Here is a 14,694-nt window from a genome sequence, read left to right as displayed (position 1 = left end):
CTCAGTAGACGAGGACGGTCGTGCCCGGTGGCGCGCCCCACGCGTCCCAGATCCAGTTCATCGCGCCGTTCGTGACGCGCACGCACCCGTGCGACGCGGGGCTCGGCGGCACCGAGCCGGAGCCGTGCACCGCGATGCCGCCCGTGAAGAACTTGGGCCGCCACATGCTGCCGAGCTCGAGCGACGACTCGTAGCTCGCGTCGACCTGGCGACCCACCTGGAACGTGCCTCGAGGCGTCCGGGCCGTGTACGTCCTGCCCTTGGCCTCGTAGCGCTCACCGTTGCCCGAGGACGCGTTGAAGACCCGGGTGACGTGCCCGTCGTCGACCGCCAGGACGAGCTGGCGGTCGATGTCGATCTCGAGGACGTGGCCCGACGTGCTCCGCGCCGTGGGCCGGACGCCCTGGTCGAGCGCAGCCTGCGTCACAGGACCCACGCGGCCGTCCCGGCTGATGCCCGCAGCCTTCTGCAGCGCCCACACGGCCTGCTGGGTGCCGGGGCCGAAGTCGCCGTCAGGGGCGGCTCCCCAGTAGCCCAGGTCGACGAGCCGCTGCTGGAGCGCCGTGACACGTTCCCCCGTGCTCCCGCGCACGAGCTCGACGGTCGCCGGGTCGGGGGCGGGCTCGACGGGCGGGGGTTCGACGGGCGGCTCGACCGCCGCGGGCGGCGCGGGATCGACCGTCGGGGGCGGGGCAGCGACCTCGGGGGACGGCGAGGGCGACACGCTCGGTGTCGCCGTGGGTCTTGGCGTCGCGCGCGGGGAGGAGTCCGGGGACGCCGACGCCGCCGCTCCCGGCCCGCCGTCGACCCGCGGTCCGAGCGCGTCGCACCCGCTGACGAGCAGCATCGCGAGCAGCGCGGCCGTCGCGGCGGCCCAGGTCCTCCTGGTCGATCGATCCCTCATGCACGTTCCCCCTCGACGTGGGGTCCTCCGCGAACCCGCTGTGACCACGGTCCCACGGGGGCGCGGGGTGTGGCGTGCTCAGGGGCGAGGGGTTGTGGAATCGTTGTGAGGCAGGAGAGGTGCTGCCCCGGTGCGAGGTGCCGACCCCGGAGCCGCCGTCTGGCCGGCCCGTCGGGCTGCCGTCGGGGCCCGCTCGCCTCAGTCGCCGTGCCGCCGCAGGAGCTCCCCGCGCACGAGGACGAGGATCGCGTCGTCGTCCAGGCCTGCCTCGCGCACGGACGCCACGAAGGCCCGTGCGGCCTGCCGCGCGACGACGTCGGTGGGTGCCACGCCGTCGGACACGACCGTTCCCGCGCGCCGGTTCGTCGTGGTGACGCCCGCCGCCTCGAGCTCGCGGTAGGCGCGCGCGACGGTGCCCGCCGCGAGCCCGAGGTCGGCAGCGAGCGCACGGATCGTCGGGAGGCGGTCGCCGACGAGGAGACGCTCGGACGCGACGTGCGCGACGATCTGCGACCGGATCTGCTCGTACGGCGGCACGCCCGAGGCGAGGTCGATCTCGAGGTGCAGCCCTCCGCCCAGGGGCTCGCCGACAGCACCAGGGGTTTGTGTCACCATGCCGATACAATGACAGGGCGCTGCGGCCGGTGTCAACGGTTGCGTGAGAGGACTCTCACGCAGTCCTCATGTGCGCATCACCCCCGGACGGTCTTCTTGCTCCCATGGACACCGTCGCGCAGCTCCTCACCGGCCCCCGGGCAGGTGACCTCCTGGAGGCAGCCCTCGCGATCGACCACGTGACCCTCGGATCGTGGCGCGTGCACCAGGTGCACGCTCGCCCCGGCGCCGAGGTGAGCGTGGGGTACGAGGTCACGGTCCGTGGCGAGGCCGACGGCGCCCGCACCCCGCCCGGTCGCCCCGAGTACCTCGTGGCGACGACCGCGGACCTTCCCCCGGACGTCGTCGAGCGGCGCGGGATCCTGCGCCTCGTGGACGGAGAGCAGACCGTCCACGTGTGGCGCCACCCCGTGGACCCGCTGCTCCCCGGTCTGGCGACGGCCTGCGACCCCGCGGTGCTCACCGACCGGTGGCGCTCGCTCGACCCGCACGCGCCCCTCGTCCTGGGCATCGACCTCGTGACCTACCGTCCGCTGCGACGCGCGGTGCTCCGTGCACGCACCACCGACGGTGACGTCTACCTCAAGGTGGTCCGCCCGGACCGTGTCACGGACCTCCGCATCCGCCACGACCTCTTCCTCGTCGCGGAGGCAGCACCCATGGGCTACGTGCTGTCGGCACCGCCAGCGGCCCCGCGCGTGCTCGCCTCGCTCGGCGAGGGGATCCTCGTGCTCGCCGCACGCCCCGAGGAGACGCTGGCCTCGGCGATCGCGTCCACCCCGCGGCACGACCAGCCCCTGACGATCGACCCGCACGAGCTCCTTCGCGCCCTCGTCGCACTCCCGCAGGACGCGGTCCTGCTCGAGCGCCGAGCCGCGTGGGCCGAGCGGTCCGAGCACTACGCCCGCGCCGCCGTCGGGAGGCTGCCTGGCCATGCCGGGCGCATCGAAGCCCTCGAACGCTCCCTGCGTCGGATCGTGGCCGACCGCGACCCCGGACCCGTTGTCGCGACGCACGGCGACTTCTACGAGGCCAACGTCCTGCTCGTCGGCGGAGCCGGGTGCCGCCGCGTCGCCGCGGTCCTGGACGTCGACACCCTGGGCCCTGGCCACCGCATCGACGACCTGGCGTGCATGACGGGCCACCTCGCGGTCCTCGAGACCCTCGCACCCCAGGTCTACCCGGGAGTCCAGGGCCTGGTCGACCGCTGCCTGGCCGTGTTCGGCGAGGCCACCGACCCGGTCGGGCTGCGTGCGCGCAGCGCCGGCGTCGTCCTGTCGCTCCTGCCGGGCGCTCCCCGCGAGGCGCTCGCGGAGGCATGGCTCGGCGTCGCCGAGGACCTCCTCGCGGGAGCCGAGACCCGCCTGGGAGCCCTCGCACGGTGAGCGCGCAGCGGCCGGTCTCGACACACACGTCCCCGTCGGCGCCGACCCCCTGGGGGAGGCGCCCGGCGGGGCGACTCGGCGGTCGGCGCGTCACCGACCGTACGTGAGAGGGCGGAGGCACACGGGCCTCCGCCCTCTCGTCGGTCCAGCAGGGTCAGGCCGCAGGGTCCGCCAGGCGGTAGCCCATGCCACGCACCGTGACCACGCGCTCGGCACCGAGCTTGTTGCGCAGGTACCGCACGTACACGTCGACGACGTTGGACCCCGGGTCGAAGTCGTAGCCCCACACGCGCGACAGCAGCTGCTCGCGGCTCAGGACCTGGCCCGGGTTCCGCAGGAACGTCTCGGCCAGCGCGAACTCGCGGGCGGACAGGTCGACCTCGCGGTCCTCGGTGCGGGCCCGACGGGTGCGCAGGTCGAGGCTGAGCGAGCCGTGCGAGAGCACCGTGACCTCCCCGGCGGGTTCCGTCCGCAGACGCAGCCGGATGCGGGCCAGGAGCTCCTCGAAGCGGAACGGCTTGACCATGTAGTCGTCGGCACCCCCCTCGAGCCCGGCGACGGTGTCCGTCACGGACGAGCGGGCCGTGAGGATGATGACCGGGATCGTGCTGCGGGACGCACGCAGGCGACGCAGGACGGTGAATCCGTCCTGGTCGGGCAGGCCCAGGTCGAGGATCATCAGGTCGTACTCCCCGGTCTGGGCCAGGTCGTACCCTTCTCGACCGGTGGTCACGGCCACGCTCGCGTACCCGGCGGCACGCAGCCCCTTGGTCACGAACGACGAGATCCGGGTCTCGTCCTCGACGACGAGGATCTGGCTCACAACGATGTCCTTTCACCCTGACGTGCCCGAGAGATGACCGGGATCTCCATGGTGAGGGGGGCCTCGGTCGTGCTGAGGAGTGGCGACCCCGGCACGACGGGGGCTCCGTCGGTGCGGCCGTGGTCGGAGGGTTCGGGGACAGGAGGAGCATGGCCGGGCTCGAGCGGGAGGTCGAGCGTGAAGGTCGAGCCGAAGCCGCGGGTCGAGGAGACCTCGACCCGCCCCTCGTGCCCTCCGGCGATCGCGCTGACGATCGCGAGGCCGAGCCCTGCGCCGTCGCGGAACGCCGGCTCACGCTCGGCCTGCGCGAAGCGGACGAAGATGCGTTCGAGCTGGTCGGGGGAGACGCCGATCCCCTCGTCGCGAACCCACAGGCGGATCCGGCCGTCGCGGACCGAGGAGCCCAGGGTGATCCTGGAACCGGGCGCGGAGAACTTCACGGCGTTGGACGCGAGCTGCAACCAGGCCTGCGTGAGGCGCTGCTCGTCGACGTGGGCGGTGGCCCCGGTGCGCGCGTCGACGGTCCAGCGGCGGTCGCCGAGGAGGCGCGCCTTGTCGAGGATGTCGTCGGTGAGGCGACCGAGGTCCGTCTCCTCGAGCCGCACGAACCCAGGGCTGCCCGCCGTGGCGAGGGTCATGAGATCGTCGACCAGCCGGTGCATCCGGTCGAGCTCGTCGAGAGCGAGGTCGCGCGTGCTCGCGGCGTCCTCCGGGTCGTCGGGGTCCATGAGCTCGAGGTGACCCCGCACGATCGTCAGCGGTGTGCGCAGCTCGTGCCCGACGTCGTCGAGGAGCTCGTGCTCGGCGTCGAAGGCCGCGGCCAGGCGGTCCAGCATCTCGTTGAAGGCGTGCGTGAGCTCCGAGACGTCGTCGTTGCCTGTGACGGGGATACGTTCGGACGTGTGGGTGTCGCTGATGCGCCGGGCGGTCTGCCCCAGGAGCCGCACGGGTCGCAGGAGGCGCCCTGCGACGAGCCAGCCCACGCCGGCGATGAGCAGCAGGGCCACGACGGCGATGACCGCGTAGGTGCGGAAGACCTGGTCGAACTCGGCGTGCTCGGCGCTGCGGTCGAACGCCAGGACGAGCGCGGACGGGACGTCGCCGTCCGTCACGGGGACGACGAGGACCCGGTAGCTCGTGCGCGGCGTCGTGATCTCGCGCAGCACCACGTCCTGCCCGGTCGTGAGGGGTTCGAGCGCGTCCATGAGGGCCTCGTCGTCCTCGAGCCGCAGGGGCACGGGGGTCGCGGCGATCCACAGGGCGCGCCCACCGCGGAACCCGACCATGCCCTCGTGCGGGGCCGGGACGGTCTGCCGCATCGCGGTGTTCACGAGGTCGTCCGACGACGTGAAGCGCTCGCCGGTCGCGGGGTGCACACCGTCGTGGGCGAGTGCCTCGAACTCCTCGAGCGACCGCATGAGCGACTGGTCCATGCGGTCGTCCACGTGCGCGCGCTGGGCCGTGTAGGCGACCCCGCCCGCGATGATCAGGCCGAGCGCGGCCAGGGCGAGGACCGCCCCGAGGATCCGGGCGCGGACCGTCTGGAGCCGGGAGGGCGCCCGGCGTGGCGCGGTCTCGGTGCCCCGTGTGTGCTGCGCCATCATCCGTTCCCTGTGTCTGGGGTCCACATGCCGTCGTCGTACTCGTCGGACGGGCGGTACATGCCGTCGTCGTACTGGTCGCCCGGGTGGTACATGCCGTCGTCGTAGGGCTGTTCGGGGGCGTTGCCGACCGTGTCCGTCCCGTTGCGCGGCGGGGCCGGCTGGACGGGGACGAGCGGCGGGCTCGGCGGCGCCGGCTCGTTCTCGCTGCCGACGTCACCGCCGTCGCCGTCGCCGTCGTCCGGCGCGTCGCCGGTCTCGTCGGGGGGCGGTGCGGGAGCCGGGGACGGCAGCACGGTCTCCTCAGGGGTGGGTGCGGGGGTGAGGACGACGAGCCCCCGCAGGTCACGGTCCGGGGGGCTCGCGGAGACGAGGACGACGGCTCCCGCGCCGGCGCCGAGTGCGACCAGCACGAGCGTGATCACCCACACCGTCGTCCGTCGCATGGCGCGAGTATCCCGGGCACGCATGAGAGACGGATGAGAGCGTGAGTCACCCGCAGCCGTGCCATCCGCGCCAGCCGCACGGTCGACGGCCCCGTCGGCGGGCCGGCCCTCGCCCCCTCGGGTCACCGACCCGGCCGCCCGCCTCGGGCGACGTGACCGTCTGACGGCGCGACGGGGGCCTCCGCGAGCCACGCGTCGACGCCCGTGAGCAGCCGTGCCCGCGTGGCCGCCCCGGCGCGGCTCGCACGGATCGAGGACCGGGCCAGGTCGGCGAGCTCCTCGTCGGAGAACCCGTGCTCGGTCCGCGCGGACTCGTACTGGTCGACGAGCCGCGAGCCGAAGAGCAACGGGTCGTCGGCACCGAGCGCGACCTGGGCCCCCGCGTCGACGAGCGCTCCGAGCGGGACCTGCGCGCCGTCGTCGTACACCCCGAGGGACACGTTCGAGGCGGGGCACACCTCGAGCGCGACCCCGCGCTCGACGACCTGCTCCAGGACCCGCGGGTCCTCGACCGAGCGCACCCCGTGCCCGATCCGGTCGGGCGCGAGGTCGGAGAGCACCTCGGTCACGTGGTCGGGGCCGAGCAGCTCGCCCCCGTGCGGCACGAGCGCGAGGCCCGCCCGGCGTGCGATCGCGAACGCCGGGGCGAAGGCAGCGGTGTCGCCGCGCCGTTCGTCGTTGCTCAGCCCGAAGCCCAGGACCTCACCCGGCCCGTCGCCCACGTACTGGGCCGCGAGGCGCGCGAGTGTCCGAGCGTCGAGCGGGTGGCGCATGCGCGACGCCGCGACGATCACGCCGACCTCCGTCCCGGTCGCCGCGCTGGCCTCGCGCGCCGCGTCGAGCACGATCTCCACGGCGGGCGAGATGCCGCCCACGAAGGGCGCGTACGACGTGGGGTCGACCTGGATCTCGAGGCGGCCCGACCCCTCGGCGGCGTCGTCCTGCGCGGCCTCGAGCACGATCCGGCGCATGTCGGCCTCGGAGCGCACGCAGGCGCGCGCCGCGTCGTACAGGCGCTGGAACCGGAACCAGCCGCGCTCGGTCGCGGGCAGGCGCAAAGGGTCGCCGTCGAGCAGGGCCGACGGGAGCCGTACGCCGTACTGCGCGGCGAGGTCGTGCAGCGTCGCCGGTCGCATGGAACCGGTGAAGTGCAGGTGGAGGTGGGCCTTGGGGAGCTTCGCCAGATCACGCACAGAGGCAGTCTCGCACCCCGCCGTCACCGGTCGAGGGCCCGGTCCGGCGGCCGGTCCGCTCACGGGTCCGGCCCGCGGCCCGGCCGGACCAGGGGAGGTCACGCTCCCGGCAGGATGCCCCGTTCCATCGCGACCGTGACAGCGCGCGTGCGGTCGTCGACCCCGAGCTTGGCGAACGCCCGCAGCAGGTGCGTCTTGACCGTGGCCTCGGAGATGAAGAGCTCGCGCCCGATCGCGGGGTTGCTCAGCCCGCGTGCGACGAGGGCCAGGACCTGGGACTCGCGCGCCGTCAGGCGCTCGCCCGCGCCCCGCACGGTCGTGACGAGCCGCGTCGCGACCGTGGGCGCGAGGACCGTCTCACCGCGGGCTGCCGCACGGATGCCCGCGACGAGCACGTCACGCGGGGTGTCCTTGAGCAGGTAGCCCGTCGCGCCGGCCTCGACGGCGCGCAGGATGTCGGTGTCGGTCTCGTACGTCGTGAGCACGACGACGCGCGGTCGCCTCGCCCCTGGTGCAGGGGAGGCGAGGATCTCGGTCGTCGCGCCCACACCGTCGAGGACGGGCATGCGCAGGTCCATGAGCACGACGTCGGGTCCCAGCTCGCGCGCGAGGGTCACACCCGCGCGGCCGTCGCCCGCCTCGCCGACGACGACGAGGTCCGGCTCGGCCGTGAGCATCCCGACGAGCCCCGAACGCACCACGGGGTGGTCGTCGACCACGAGGACCCGCACCAGGGGAGCCGACGACGGCGCACCGGTCCCCGTGGTGGCGCTCGCCCGGCGGGCGGCGGGGACAGGACGGTCGGTGGGCGAGGTCACGTTCGGCTCCGGGGGAGAGAGGCTGGCTGGGGCGGGGCGTCGGCCGGGTGGTCGGCGGGCACGGGCAGCTCGACCCGGACGCTCGTCCCACCCCCAGGCGGTGACACGACCCGTACCGTGCCGTCGCCCGCGGCGACGCGTTCACGCATGCCCCGCAGACCGAAGCCTTCCACGACGCCCGGTCCCAGCCCCCGACCGTCGTCCGTGACCTCGAGGACGACCGTGGCGCCGTCGGGCACGGTGCCCTCCGGGCGGCCAGGCCCCAGTGAGACGACGACGCAGCTCGCCTGCGCGTGCCGGCGCACGTTCGCCAGGGCCTCCTGGGCGGACCGCAGCAGGACCACGTCCTCGGCGCTGCCCAGCCCCGGCACGGCCGACAGCCGGAGCGTGACCGCGACCCCGGACTCGTCCTCGAAGCGGGCCGCGAGGCGCTCGACCGCCTCGACGAGCGTGGCGCCCTGCAACGGCAGCGGAGCGAACGCCGTGACGAGGGACCGGGCCTCGGCCAGGTTGTCGCGCGCCGTGGTCTCGACGAGCGCGAGCCGGTCCCGGGCCGCAGCGGTGTCCGCCCGGTCCAGGTCGGCGCTCGCAGCCTGCGCGAGCATGACGACGCTCGTGAACCCCTGCGCGAGGGTGTCGTGGATCTCGCGGGCCATGCGCTCGCGCTCGGCCGCGACCCCGGCCGCGTGGTGCACGGTCCCGAGCTCGGCCTGCGCGGCGTGGAGGTCGTCGACGAGCTGGGCGTGGCGTGCCGTCTGGAGCATCGTCTGGCCGACCCAGATCCCGAGCAGGATCGAGAAGGCGAGCGCGACCCCCATCTGCGGTGCGGCCCTCGTGAGGGCCTCGCGGGAGAACCCGGACGCGGCTGTGAGCGCGAGGGTCGTGCCGACCGCGAGCAGGGTCGAGAGCACGAGGCTGACCCACCGGCGCTCCGAGAGCATCCAGATCTGGGTGAACGCGCCGAACAGCAGGAACGTCCCGAGGTGGTTGTGGACCACGGCGAGGTCGGTCGCGACGATCAGGATCAGCAGGTAGGAGACGGCCAGGCGCTGGTCCCGGTTCCTGGCGGCCCGCCGTCCCAGGAAGGTGTACGCGAGCAGGATCACGGCGATGGCAGCGAGGGCGGGCACCAGCTCGTCGGGCTCGACCCCGGACAGGAAGACGGCCAGCGCGCTGAGCAGCACGACGACGTAGAACCCGACGTCCCACCAGACCACCACCCGGTCCCAGGACTCCTCGAACCGGCCGAGCGCAGAACCCGACGCGGAGACGGCCTGCGGCCCTGCCACGTCAGGGGCGGCCGCGTCGGGCCCGCCCGCGCCGGGCTCTCCCAGCGGGCTCTCAGCCGTCGTCACGCCGCCTCCACCTGAACGTCCGGACCCCCACCACGAGGCCCACGACGAGCCACGCCACCAGTACAGCAGCCGTCGCGCCGTGCTGCCACGACCCGCTCACCTCGAGCGCGGCGGCCTCGGGCGGCAGGAAGACCGAGCGCATGCCCTGCGCGAGCCACTTGAGCGGGAAAAGGGACGCGACCTGCTGCATCCACGACGGGAGGGCGAAGAACGCGAAGAACACGCCCGAGATGAACTGCAGGACCAGGACGATCGGGGTCACGACCGCCGTCACGGACTTGCCCGACCGGGGGACCGAGGAGAACGCGACGCCCAGGACGGAGCCGGTGGCGGTGCCGAGCACGAACACCCATGCGAACGTGGCCCAGGTGGCGGCGGTGGTCGGCATCGGGACGTCGAACGCCGTGGCGGCGAGCACCAGCAGCGCCGCGGTCTGGACCGTGGTGATGATCAGGACCTGCCCGACCTTCCCCAGGAAGTACGCGGTCGCGGGCAGGGGCGTGGCGCGCAGGCGCTTGAGCGTCCCGTCGTCGCGCTCGACCGTGATCGAGATCGCGAGGTTCTGGAAGCTCGTGAGCATGACGCCCGTGGCGACCATGCCGGGCAGGAAGTACTGCGGGAACGGCACGGACCCCGCGGCGCTCCCCTGGTCGTCCTGGCCGAACACGGTCGAGAAGATCGCCATCATGATCAGCGGGTACGCCAGGATGAAGATCACGGCCTCGCGCTCGCGCAGGAACGCGAGGAGCTCGACCCAGGTGCGCCGCAGCGCGAGGTTCGCGGTGCTGGGCAAGGAGCGGCCGGCGGGCTGGGCACGGGTGGCGGTCTGGGCGCTCATCGGGAGGCCTCCTCGGTGACGGCCGCGTCGGCGGCGTGGGGCGACGGGTCGGGCGGTGCAGGGGCGGACGAGTCCGTAGGGGAGTCGCCGATGAGCTCGAGGTACACGTCCTCGAGGCTCGGCTGGAGCACCCGCAGGCCGGGCACCTCGCCGTCGGGTCCGGCCAGGCGGGCCGCGAGCGAGGTGACGAGCGCGGTCGGGTGGTCGGTCCGCTCGACGTGCGTGACGCCGTCGGACTCCCAGCGCACGACGGGGCGCAGCGCTCCCGGCCCGCCCAGGTCGGCCGGCGCCCCGAGGGCGACGACCTTCCCGTCGCGCACGACGGCGGCACGGTCGGCCAGGTGCGCGGCCTCGTCGAGGTAGTGGGTCGTCAGGAGGATCGTGGTGCCGCCCTCGCGCAGGGCCAGGACGAGGTCCCAGAAGCTGCGGCGGGCCTGCGGGTCGAACCCGGTCGTAGGCTCGTCGAGGAACAGCAGCTCGGGGTCGCCCACGATCCCGAGCGCGACGTCGAGGCGGCGCCGCTGCCCGCCCGAGAGCTGGCGCGCCCGGGTGGAGGCCTTCTCCTCGAGCCCGACGGCGACGATCACCTCCTCGGGGTCGCGCGGAGCCGGGTAGAACGTCGCGAAGTGGCGCACGAGCTCGCGCACCGTGAGCTCGGCCTGGTCGCGCGAGTCCTGCAGCACGACGCCGATGCGGCTGCGCCACGCCCGCCCGGCGAGCGCCGGGTCCTCGCCCAGGACCTGGACCTGGCCGCCGTCGCGCTTGCGGAAGCCCTCGAGGATCTCGACCGTCGTGGTCTTGCCCGCACCGTTGGGGCCGAGGACCGCGAAGATCTCGCCGCGCTCGACCGTGAGGTCGAGGCCGTCGACGGCCTGCTTCACGACGCCGCCGCGCTGCACGTACCGCTTGGAGAGCCCCCGGACCTCGATGGCCGGGGCGCTCGTTCCTGCTCGGGGAGGTGTCCTGTCTGCGCTCATGGTTCCACCCTGGTCGGCGGGGCCCGTGCGGCGCGACGACCGGTCGGGGGGACGTGGGGTCCACCGACCGGTGGACGCCGAGGGTGACGCAACCGCCCGCCGAGGGTGACGCAACCGCCCGCCGAGGGTGACCGGACGACACACCCGCGGTGACGATCCGCCCGCCGCGAAGGCCTGCCGAGGGTCCACTACTGTCAGCCGCATGAGCGACGCCGCGATCACGCTGACCGTCCTGGGCGCAGCGGTGGTCCTCTTCGTGTGGAACAGGCTGCCGGTCGGCGTCGTGGCGCTCGCGGTCGCGCTCTCGCTCCATCTCACGGGCGTCCTCACGGTCGAGGAGGCGCTCGCGGGCTTCGGCACCCCGACCGTGATCCTCATCGCCGCGCTCTTCGTCGTGGCCGAGGCGCTCGACGCCGCGGGCATCACGGTGTGGGCCGGGCAGCAGCTGATCGACCGGGCGGGGACGAGCCCTGCGCGACTCATGGTCCTCATGCTGGTGCTCTCGGCGGTGCTGTCCGCCCTCGTCACGCCCAACGGTGCGGTCGCAGCCCTGTTCCCCATGGTCGTGGTCCTCTCGACGCGGCTCGGCCGCTCGCCCTCGCAGCTCCTCATGCCTCTGGCGTTCGGTGCGCACGCCGGGTCGCTCCTGATGCTGACGGGCACGCCCGTCAACGTGATCGTCTCGGCGACGGCCCTCGAGGAGACGGGCACGGGCCTGGGGTTCTTCGAGTTCGCGCTCGTGGGCGTCCCGCTGCTCGTCGGGACGATCCTGGTCTGCGTGCTGTGGGGCCCCCGCCTGCTGCCGCACCGCAGCGTGCGTTCGCTCTCGCGAGACCTGGCGGGCCTGCCCACCGACCTGCTGCGCGACTACGCGCCGGCCGGCAGCATCGTTCGCCTGACCGTGCCTGCGGGCTCCCGCCTCGTCGGGGTCGCGGCCGACGCGATCGACACGGGGGACCGCTCGGTGCACGCGGTCGCGGTGCAGGACCGGTCGGGGCGCCCGTCGTCGCAGGTCGTGGCGGGCGGTCGGCTCGTGGTGCGCGGGGGACGCCCGGGGATCGCCGAGTTCGCGGCCGCGGCCGGCCTGGTCGCCCCCGCGGGGCCCGACGGCGAGGAGGTCGCCTGCGGGCTCGTCTCCCGCGAGCACGGGGTCGCCGAGGTGATCGTGCGCCCGCGCTCGGGCCTGATCGGCGAGCGAGTCTTCCCGGGCATGGTCACGGACTCGGGCGAGCTCGTCGTGCTGGCCGTGCAGCGGCTCGGGGAGGTCCTCGACCCGGTCGACGAGGGGGAGAACCGGCCCGCGGCCGACCCGCGCGACCAGGAGGTCACGCTGCGCGCTGGAGACGCGCTGCTCCTGCAGGGGACGTGGGACGCGCTCGACCGCCACACCGACGACCCCGACGTGCTGGTGGTCGACACCCCGGACTCGATCCGACGCCAGGCCGCGCCGCTCGGGCGCCGTGCCGTGCCGGCCGTCGTGGTGCTCGTCCTCATGGTGGCGGCGCTCGCGACGGACGTGCTGCCGGCCGCGGTCACCGCGGTGGGTGCCGCGATCGCGATGGTCCTGCTGCGCGTCGTCACGACCCGTCAGGCGCAGCGTTCGATCTCCCTCACGACGGTGATCCTCGTGGCGGGCATGATCCCGCTCTCGACCGCGATCACGCAGACCGGCGCCGCCGAGATCGTCGCGACCGCGCTGATCGACGTGGTCGGCAGCGGTGGGCTGACGCTCCTGCTGCTGGGCATCTTCGTGCTGTGCGCGGTGCTCGGACAGCTCATCAGCAACATGGCCACGGCCCTGGTCATGATCCCCGTCGTGGGGTCGGTCGCGCTCGAGCTCGGGATCTCGCCGGTACCGCTCGTGATGTGCGTCGCGGTCGCGTCCGCCGCGGCGCTCCTGACACCCGTGGCGACGCCCGGCAACATGATGGTCATGGAGCCTGGCGGCTACCGGTTCGGCGACTACTGGAAGCTCGGCCTGCCCGTCATGGGGGTCTACCTGGTGGTCGCCGTGTTCCTCGTCCCCCTGATCTGGCGACCGTAGGCCCCTCCGGACGTCCCGCACCGCACGCACACCGCACGCACACCGCACGCACCGCACCAGCCCCGGCACCGGCCGTGGCCCGAGAGATGGAGTACGCCATGGGTGACGCACCCTTCGACCCGATCCCGTCCGACACGGCCGTCCGTGCCGTGGAGGTGTCCGTGAACGCAGTCCCGGCAGGGTCCGTGACCGGGGTCCTGGTGACCTCGGACGGTGACGTCCCGGCCGCGGTCGGCGCTGATCGGGACGAGCTCGCCCGCTGGGGGTTCACGGGGCGCGCGGGGCAGACCCTCGCCCGGCCGTCGGCGGGGGTCGACGTGGTCGCGGTCGGCGCCGGTCCGGCCGACCGGCTCGACGTCGCCGCGGTCCGAGACGCCGCGGCCCACCACGCCCGGGCGGTCGCACGCGACACGGTCGTGTCCGTCTCGCTCACGGGCACCGAGCGGCTCGACCTCGGGGCGGTCGCGAGCGCGGTCGTCGAGGGGGTCCTGCTTGGGCGCTACCGCTACGACCAGCTCCGCACCGAGCCCGCGACGGTGCCGGTCACGGCCGTCGTCCTGGTCACGGGCGGAGACGAGGCCGTGGCGCTCGCTGGTGCGCGGCGCGGACTCGTCCTGGCGCGCGCGGCCCTCGTCTCGCGCGACCTCGCGAACACCCCGGCGGGCTACCTCACGGCCCCCGACCTGGCGGACGTCGCGGTGCGCCTGGGGGCTGCGAACGGCCTCGAGGTCGAGGTCTTCGACAGGGCCGCGCTGACGGAGATGGGCTGCGGTGGCCTCCTCGGGGTCAACGCGGGCAGCGTCGTCGAGCCCCGGCTCGTCAAGCTGACGTACCGCGGCGGCGACGGACACCTCGCCCTCGTCGGCAAGGGCATCACCTACGACTCGGGCGGCATCAGCCTCAAGCCCTCGAACGCGATGCACGCGGCCATGAAGATGGACATGTCCGGGGCCGGGGCGGCGCTCGCGGCTCTGTCGGTGCTCAAGGACCTGGGAGTGGGCACGACCGTCACGGCGTACCTCGCGTGCACCGACAACATGCCCTCGGGGAGTGCGACGAAGCTGGGCGACGTCCTCACGACGCGCAGCGGCCGCACGATCGAGGTCGTCAACACCGACGCGGAGGGCCGTCTCGTGATGGCCGACGCCATCGCGCTCGCGGTCGAGGACGGGGTCGACGCGATCGTCGACATCGCGACCCTCACGGGTGCGGCGCTCGCGGCTCTCGGCACGGCACGGGCCGCGCTCTTCGGCAACGACGACGCGCTGGCCGCCCAGGTCGAGGCGGCGTCGGTCGCGACCGACGAGCGCGTCTGGCGCCTCCCGCTCGAGCACCGCTACCGGCCCCAGCTCGACTCGGACGTCGCGGACGTCAAGAACCTGGGCGGCGAGTTCGCGGGGGCCACCACCGCGGCGCTGTTCCTCGCGGAGTGGGCGGGCGAGGTGTCGTGGGCCCATCTCGACATCGCCGGCACCATGAAGTCGGACTCCGACGACGCGGTCTGGACCAAGGGCGCCACGGGCTTCGGGGCGCGCCTGCTCGCCGAGCTCGCGGGCGCTTTCAGGGCGCCGGTCGCGTAGGTTCCCGTGCACAGGAGAGGCCGGTCGCTCGCACGGCGAGCGACCGGCCTCTCCTGGTGTCCTCGGCGCGCCGCCCGAGACGGCCCGGGGGCGTGGTGACGCGGGCCCGACGACG

13 protein-coding genes are annotated in these 14,694 nt (G+C 74.1%); 3 read left to right on the top strand and 10 right to left on the bottom strand.

Going from position 1 to position 14,694, the window contains the following annotated elements:
- Position 1: 1 nt before the first annotated feature.
- Positions 2 to 904 carry a L,D-transpeptidase family protein gene (locus tag IE95_RS0112550; RefSeq protein ID WP_030151970.1) on the bottom strand — a complete coding sequence of 301 codons (903 nt, stop codon included), beginning with the start codon at positions 902 to 904 and terminating at the stop codon, positions 2 to 4.
- A 198-nt stretch (positions 905 to 1,102) separates the two neighbouring features.
- On the bottom strand, positions 1,103 to 1,519 hold the full coding sequence (locus IE95_RS0112545) for a GntR family transcriptional regulator (RefSeq protein ID WP_051703064.1): 417 nt from the start codon (positions 1,517 to 1,519) through the stop codon (positions 1,103 to 1,105).
- A 104-nt stretch (positions 1,520 to 1,623) separates the two neighbouring features.
- On the opposite strand from IE95_RS0112545, the gene IE95_RS21270 reads away from it, so the two are divergent.
- Positions 1,624 to 2,904, top strand: a complete 1,281-nt coding sequence (locus tag IE95_RS21270) for a phosphotransferase family protein (RefSeq protein WP_030151968.1) — start codon at positions 1,624 to 1,626, stop codon at positions 2,902 to 2,904.
- Between the two features lie 154 nt (positions 2,905 to 3,058).
- Here IE95_RS21270 and IE95_RS0112535 read toward each other — a convergent pair whose 3' ends face one another.
- The 8 genes from IE95_RS0112535 to IE95_RS0112500 form a co-directional block, all read right to left on the bottom strand.
- Entirely contained in the window at positions 3,059 to 3,727 is a 669-nt protein-coding gene (locus tag IE95_RS0112535; protein WP_030151967.1) for a response regulator transcription factor, read from the bottom strand.
- A complete protein-coding gene (locus tag IE95_RS0112530) occupies positions 3,724 to 5,328 on the bottom strand; it encodes a sensor histidine kinase (RefSeq protein WP_084690213.1) in 1,605 nt (534 codons plus the stop codon). The genes IE95_RS0112535 and IE95_RS0112530 overlap by 4 nt, the downstream gene beginning before the upstream one ends.
- Positions 5,328 to 5,774, bottom strand: a complete 447-nt coding sequence (locus IE95_RS0112525) for a hypothetical protein (protein WP_129429414.1) — start codon at positions 5,772 to 5,774, stop codon at positions 5,328 to 5,330. The genes IE95_RS0112530 and IE95_RS0112525 overlap by 1 nt, the downstream gene beginning before the upstream one ends.
- A gap of 122 nt (positions 5,775 to 5,896) precedes the next feature.
- On the bottom strand, positions 5,897 to 6,967 hold the full coding sequence (locus tag IE95_RS0112520) for an adenosine deaminase (RefSeq protein ID WP_051703063.1): 1,071 nt from the start codon (positions 6,965 to 6,967) through the stop codon (positions 5,897 to 5,899).
- A gap of 98 nt (positions 6,968 to 7,065) precedes the next feature.
- The gene (locus tag IE95_RS0112515) at positions 7,066 to 7,701 is read right to left on the bottom strand and encodes a response regulator (protein WP_030151963.1); all 636 of its coding nucleotides are present in this window, start codon (positions 7,699 to 7,701) and stop codon (positions 7,066 to 7,068) included.
- An 80-nt stretch (positions 7,702 to 7,781) separates the two neighbouring features.
- Positions 7,782 to 9,140 carry a sensor histidine kinase gene (locus IE95_RS0112510; protein ID WP_240666400.1) on the bottom strand — a complete coding sequence of 453 codons (1,359 nt, stop codon included), beginning with the start codon at positions 9,138 to 9,140 and terminating at the stop codon, positions 7,782 to 7,784.
- A complete protein-coding gene (locus tag IE95_RS0112505) occupies positions 9,127 to 9,978 on the bottom strand; it encodes an ABC transporter permease (protein WP_030151961.1) in 852 nt (283 codons plus the stop codon). Before IE95_RS0112505 ends, IE95_RS0112510 begins: the two co-directional genes overlap by 14 nt.
- Positions 9,975 to 10,955 (bottom strand): ABC transporter ATP-binding protein, encoded by a 981-nt coding sequence (locus IE95_RS0112500; protein WP_051703062.1) that lies wholly within the window; start codon positions 10,953 to 10,955, stop codon positions 9,975 to 9,977. Before IE95_RS0112500 ends, IE95_RS0112505 begins: the two co-directional genes overlap by 4 nt.
- 202 nt (positions 10,956 to 11,157) lie before the next feature.
- On the opposite strand from IE95_RS0112500, the gene IE95_RS0112495 reads away from it, so the two are divergent.
- Positions 11,158 to 12,999 carry an SLC13 family permease gene (locus tag IE95_RS0112495; RefSeq protein WP_030151959.1) on the top strand — a complete coding sequence of 614 codons (1,842 nt, stop codon included), beginning with the start codon at positions 11,158 to 11,160 and terminating at the stop codon, positions 12,997 to 12,999.
- Between the two features lie 98 nt (positions 13,000 to 13,097).
- Positions 13,098 to 14,579, top strand: coding sequence for a leucyl aminopeptidase family protein (locus IE95_RS0112490; RefSeq protein WP_036571976.1), 1,482 nt, complete (start codon positions 13,098 to 13,100; stop codon positions 14,577 to 14,579).
- Positions 14,580 to 14,694: the final 115 nt, after the last annotated feature.

The sequence above is a fragment of the Oerskovia turbata genome, assembly GCF_000718325.1.
Taxonomy (GTDB): domain Bacteria; phylum Actinomycetota; class Actinomycetes; order Actinomycetales; family Cellulomonadaceae; genus Oerskovia; species Oerskovia turbata.
The sequence above is the reverse complement of the archived record's forward strand: the minus strand, read 5'-3'. Positions and strand labels throughout refer to the sequence as shown.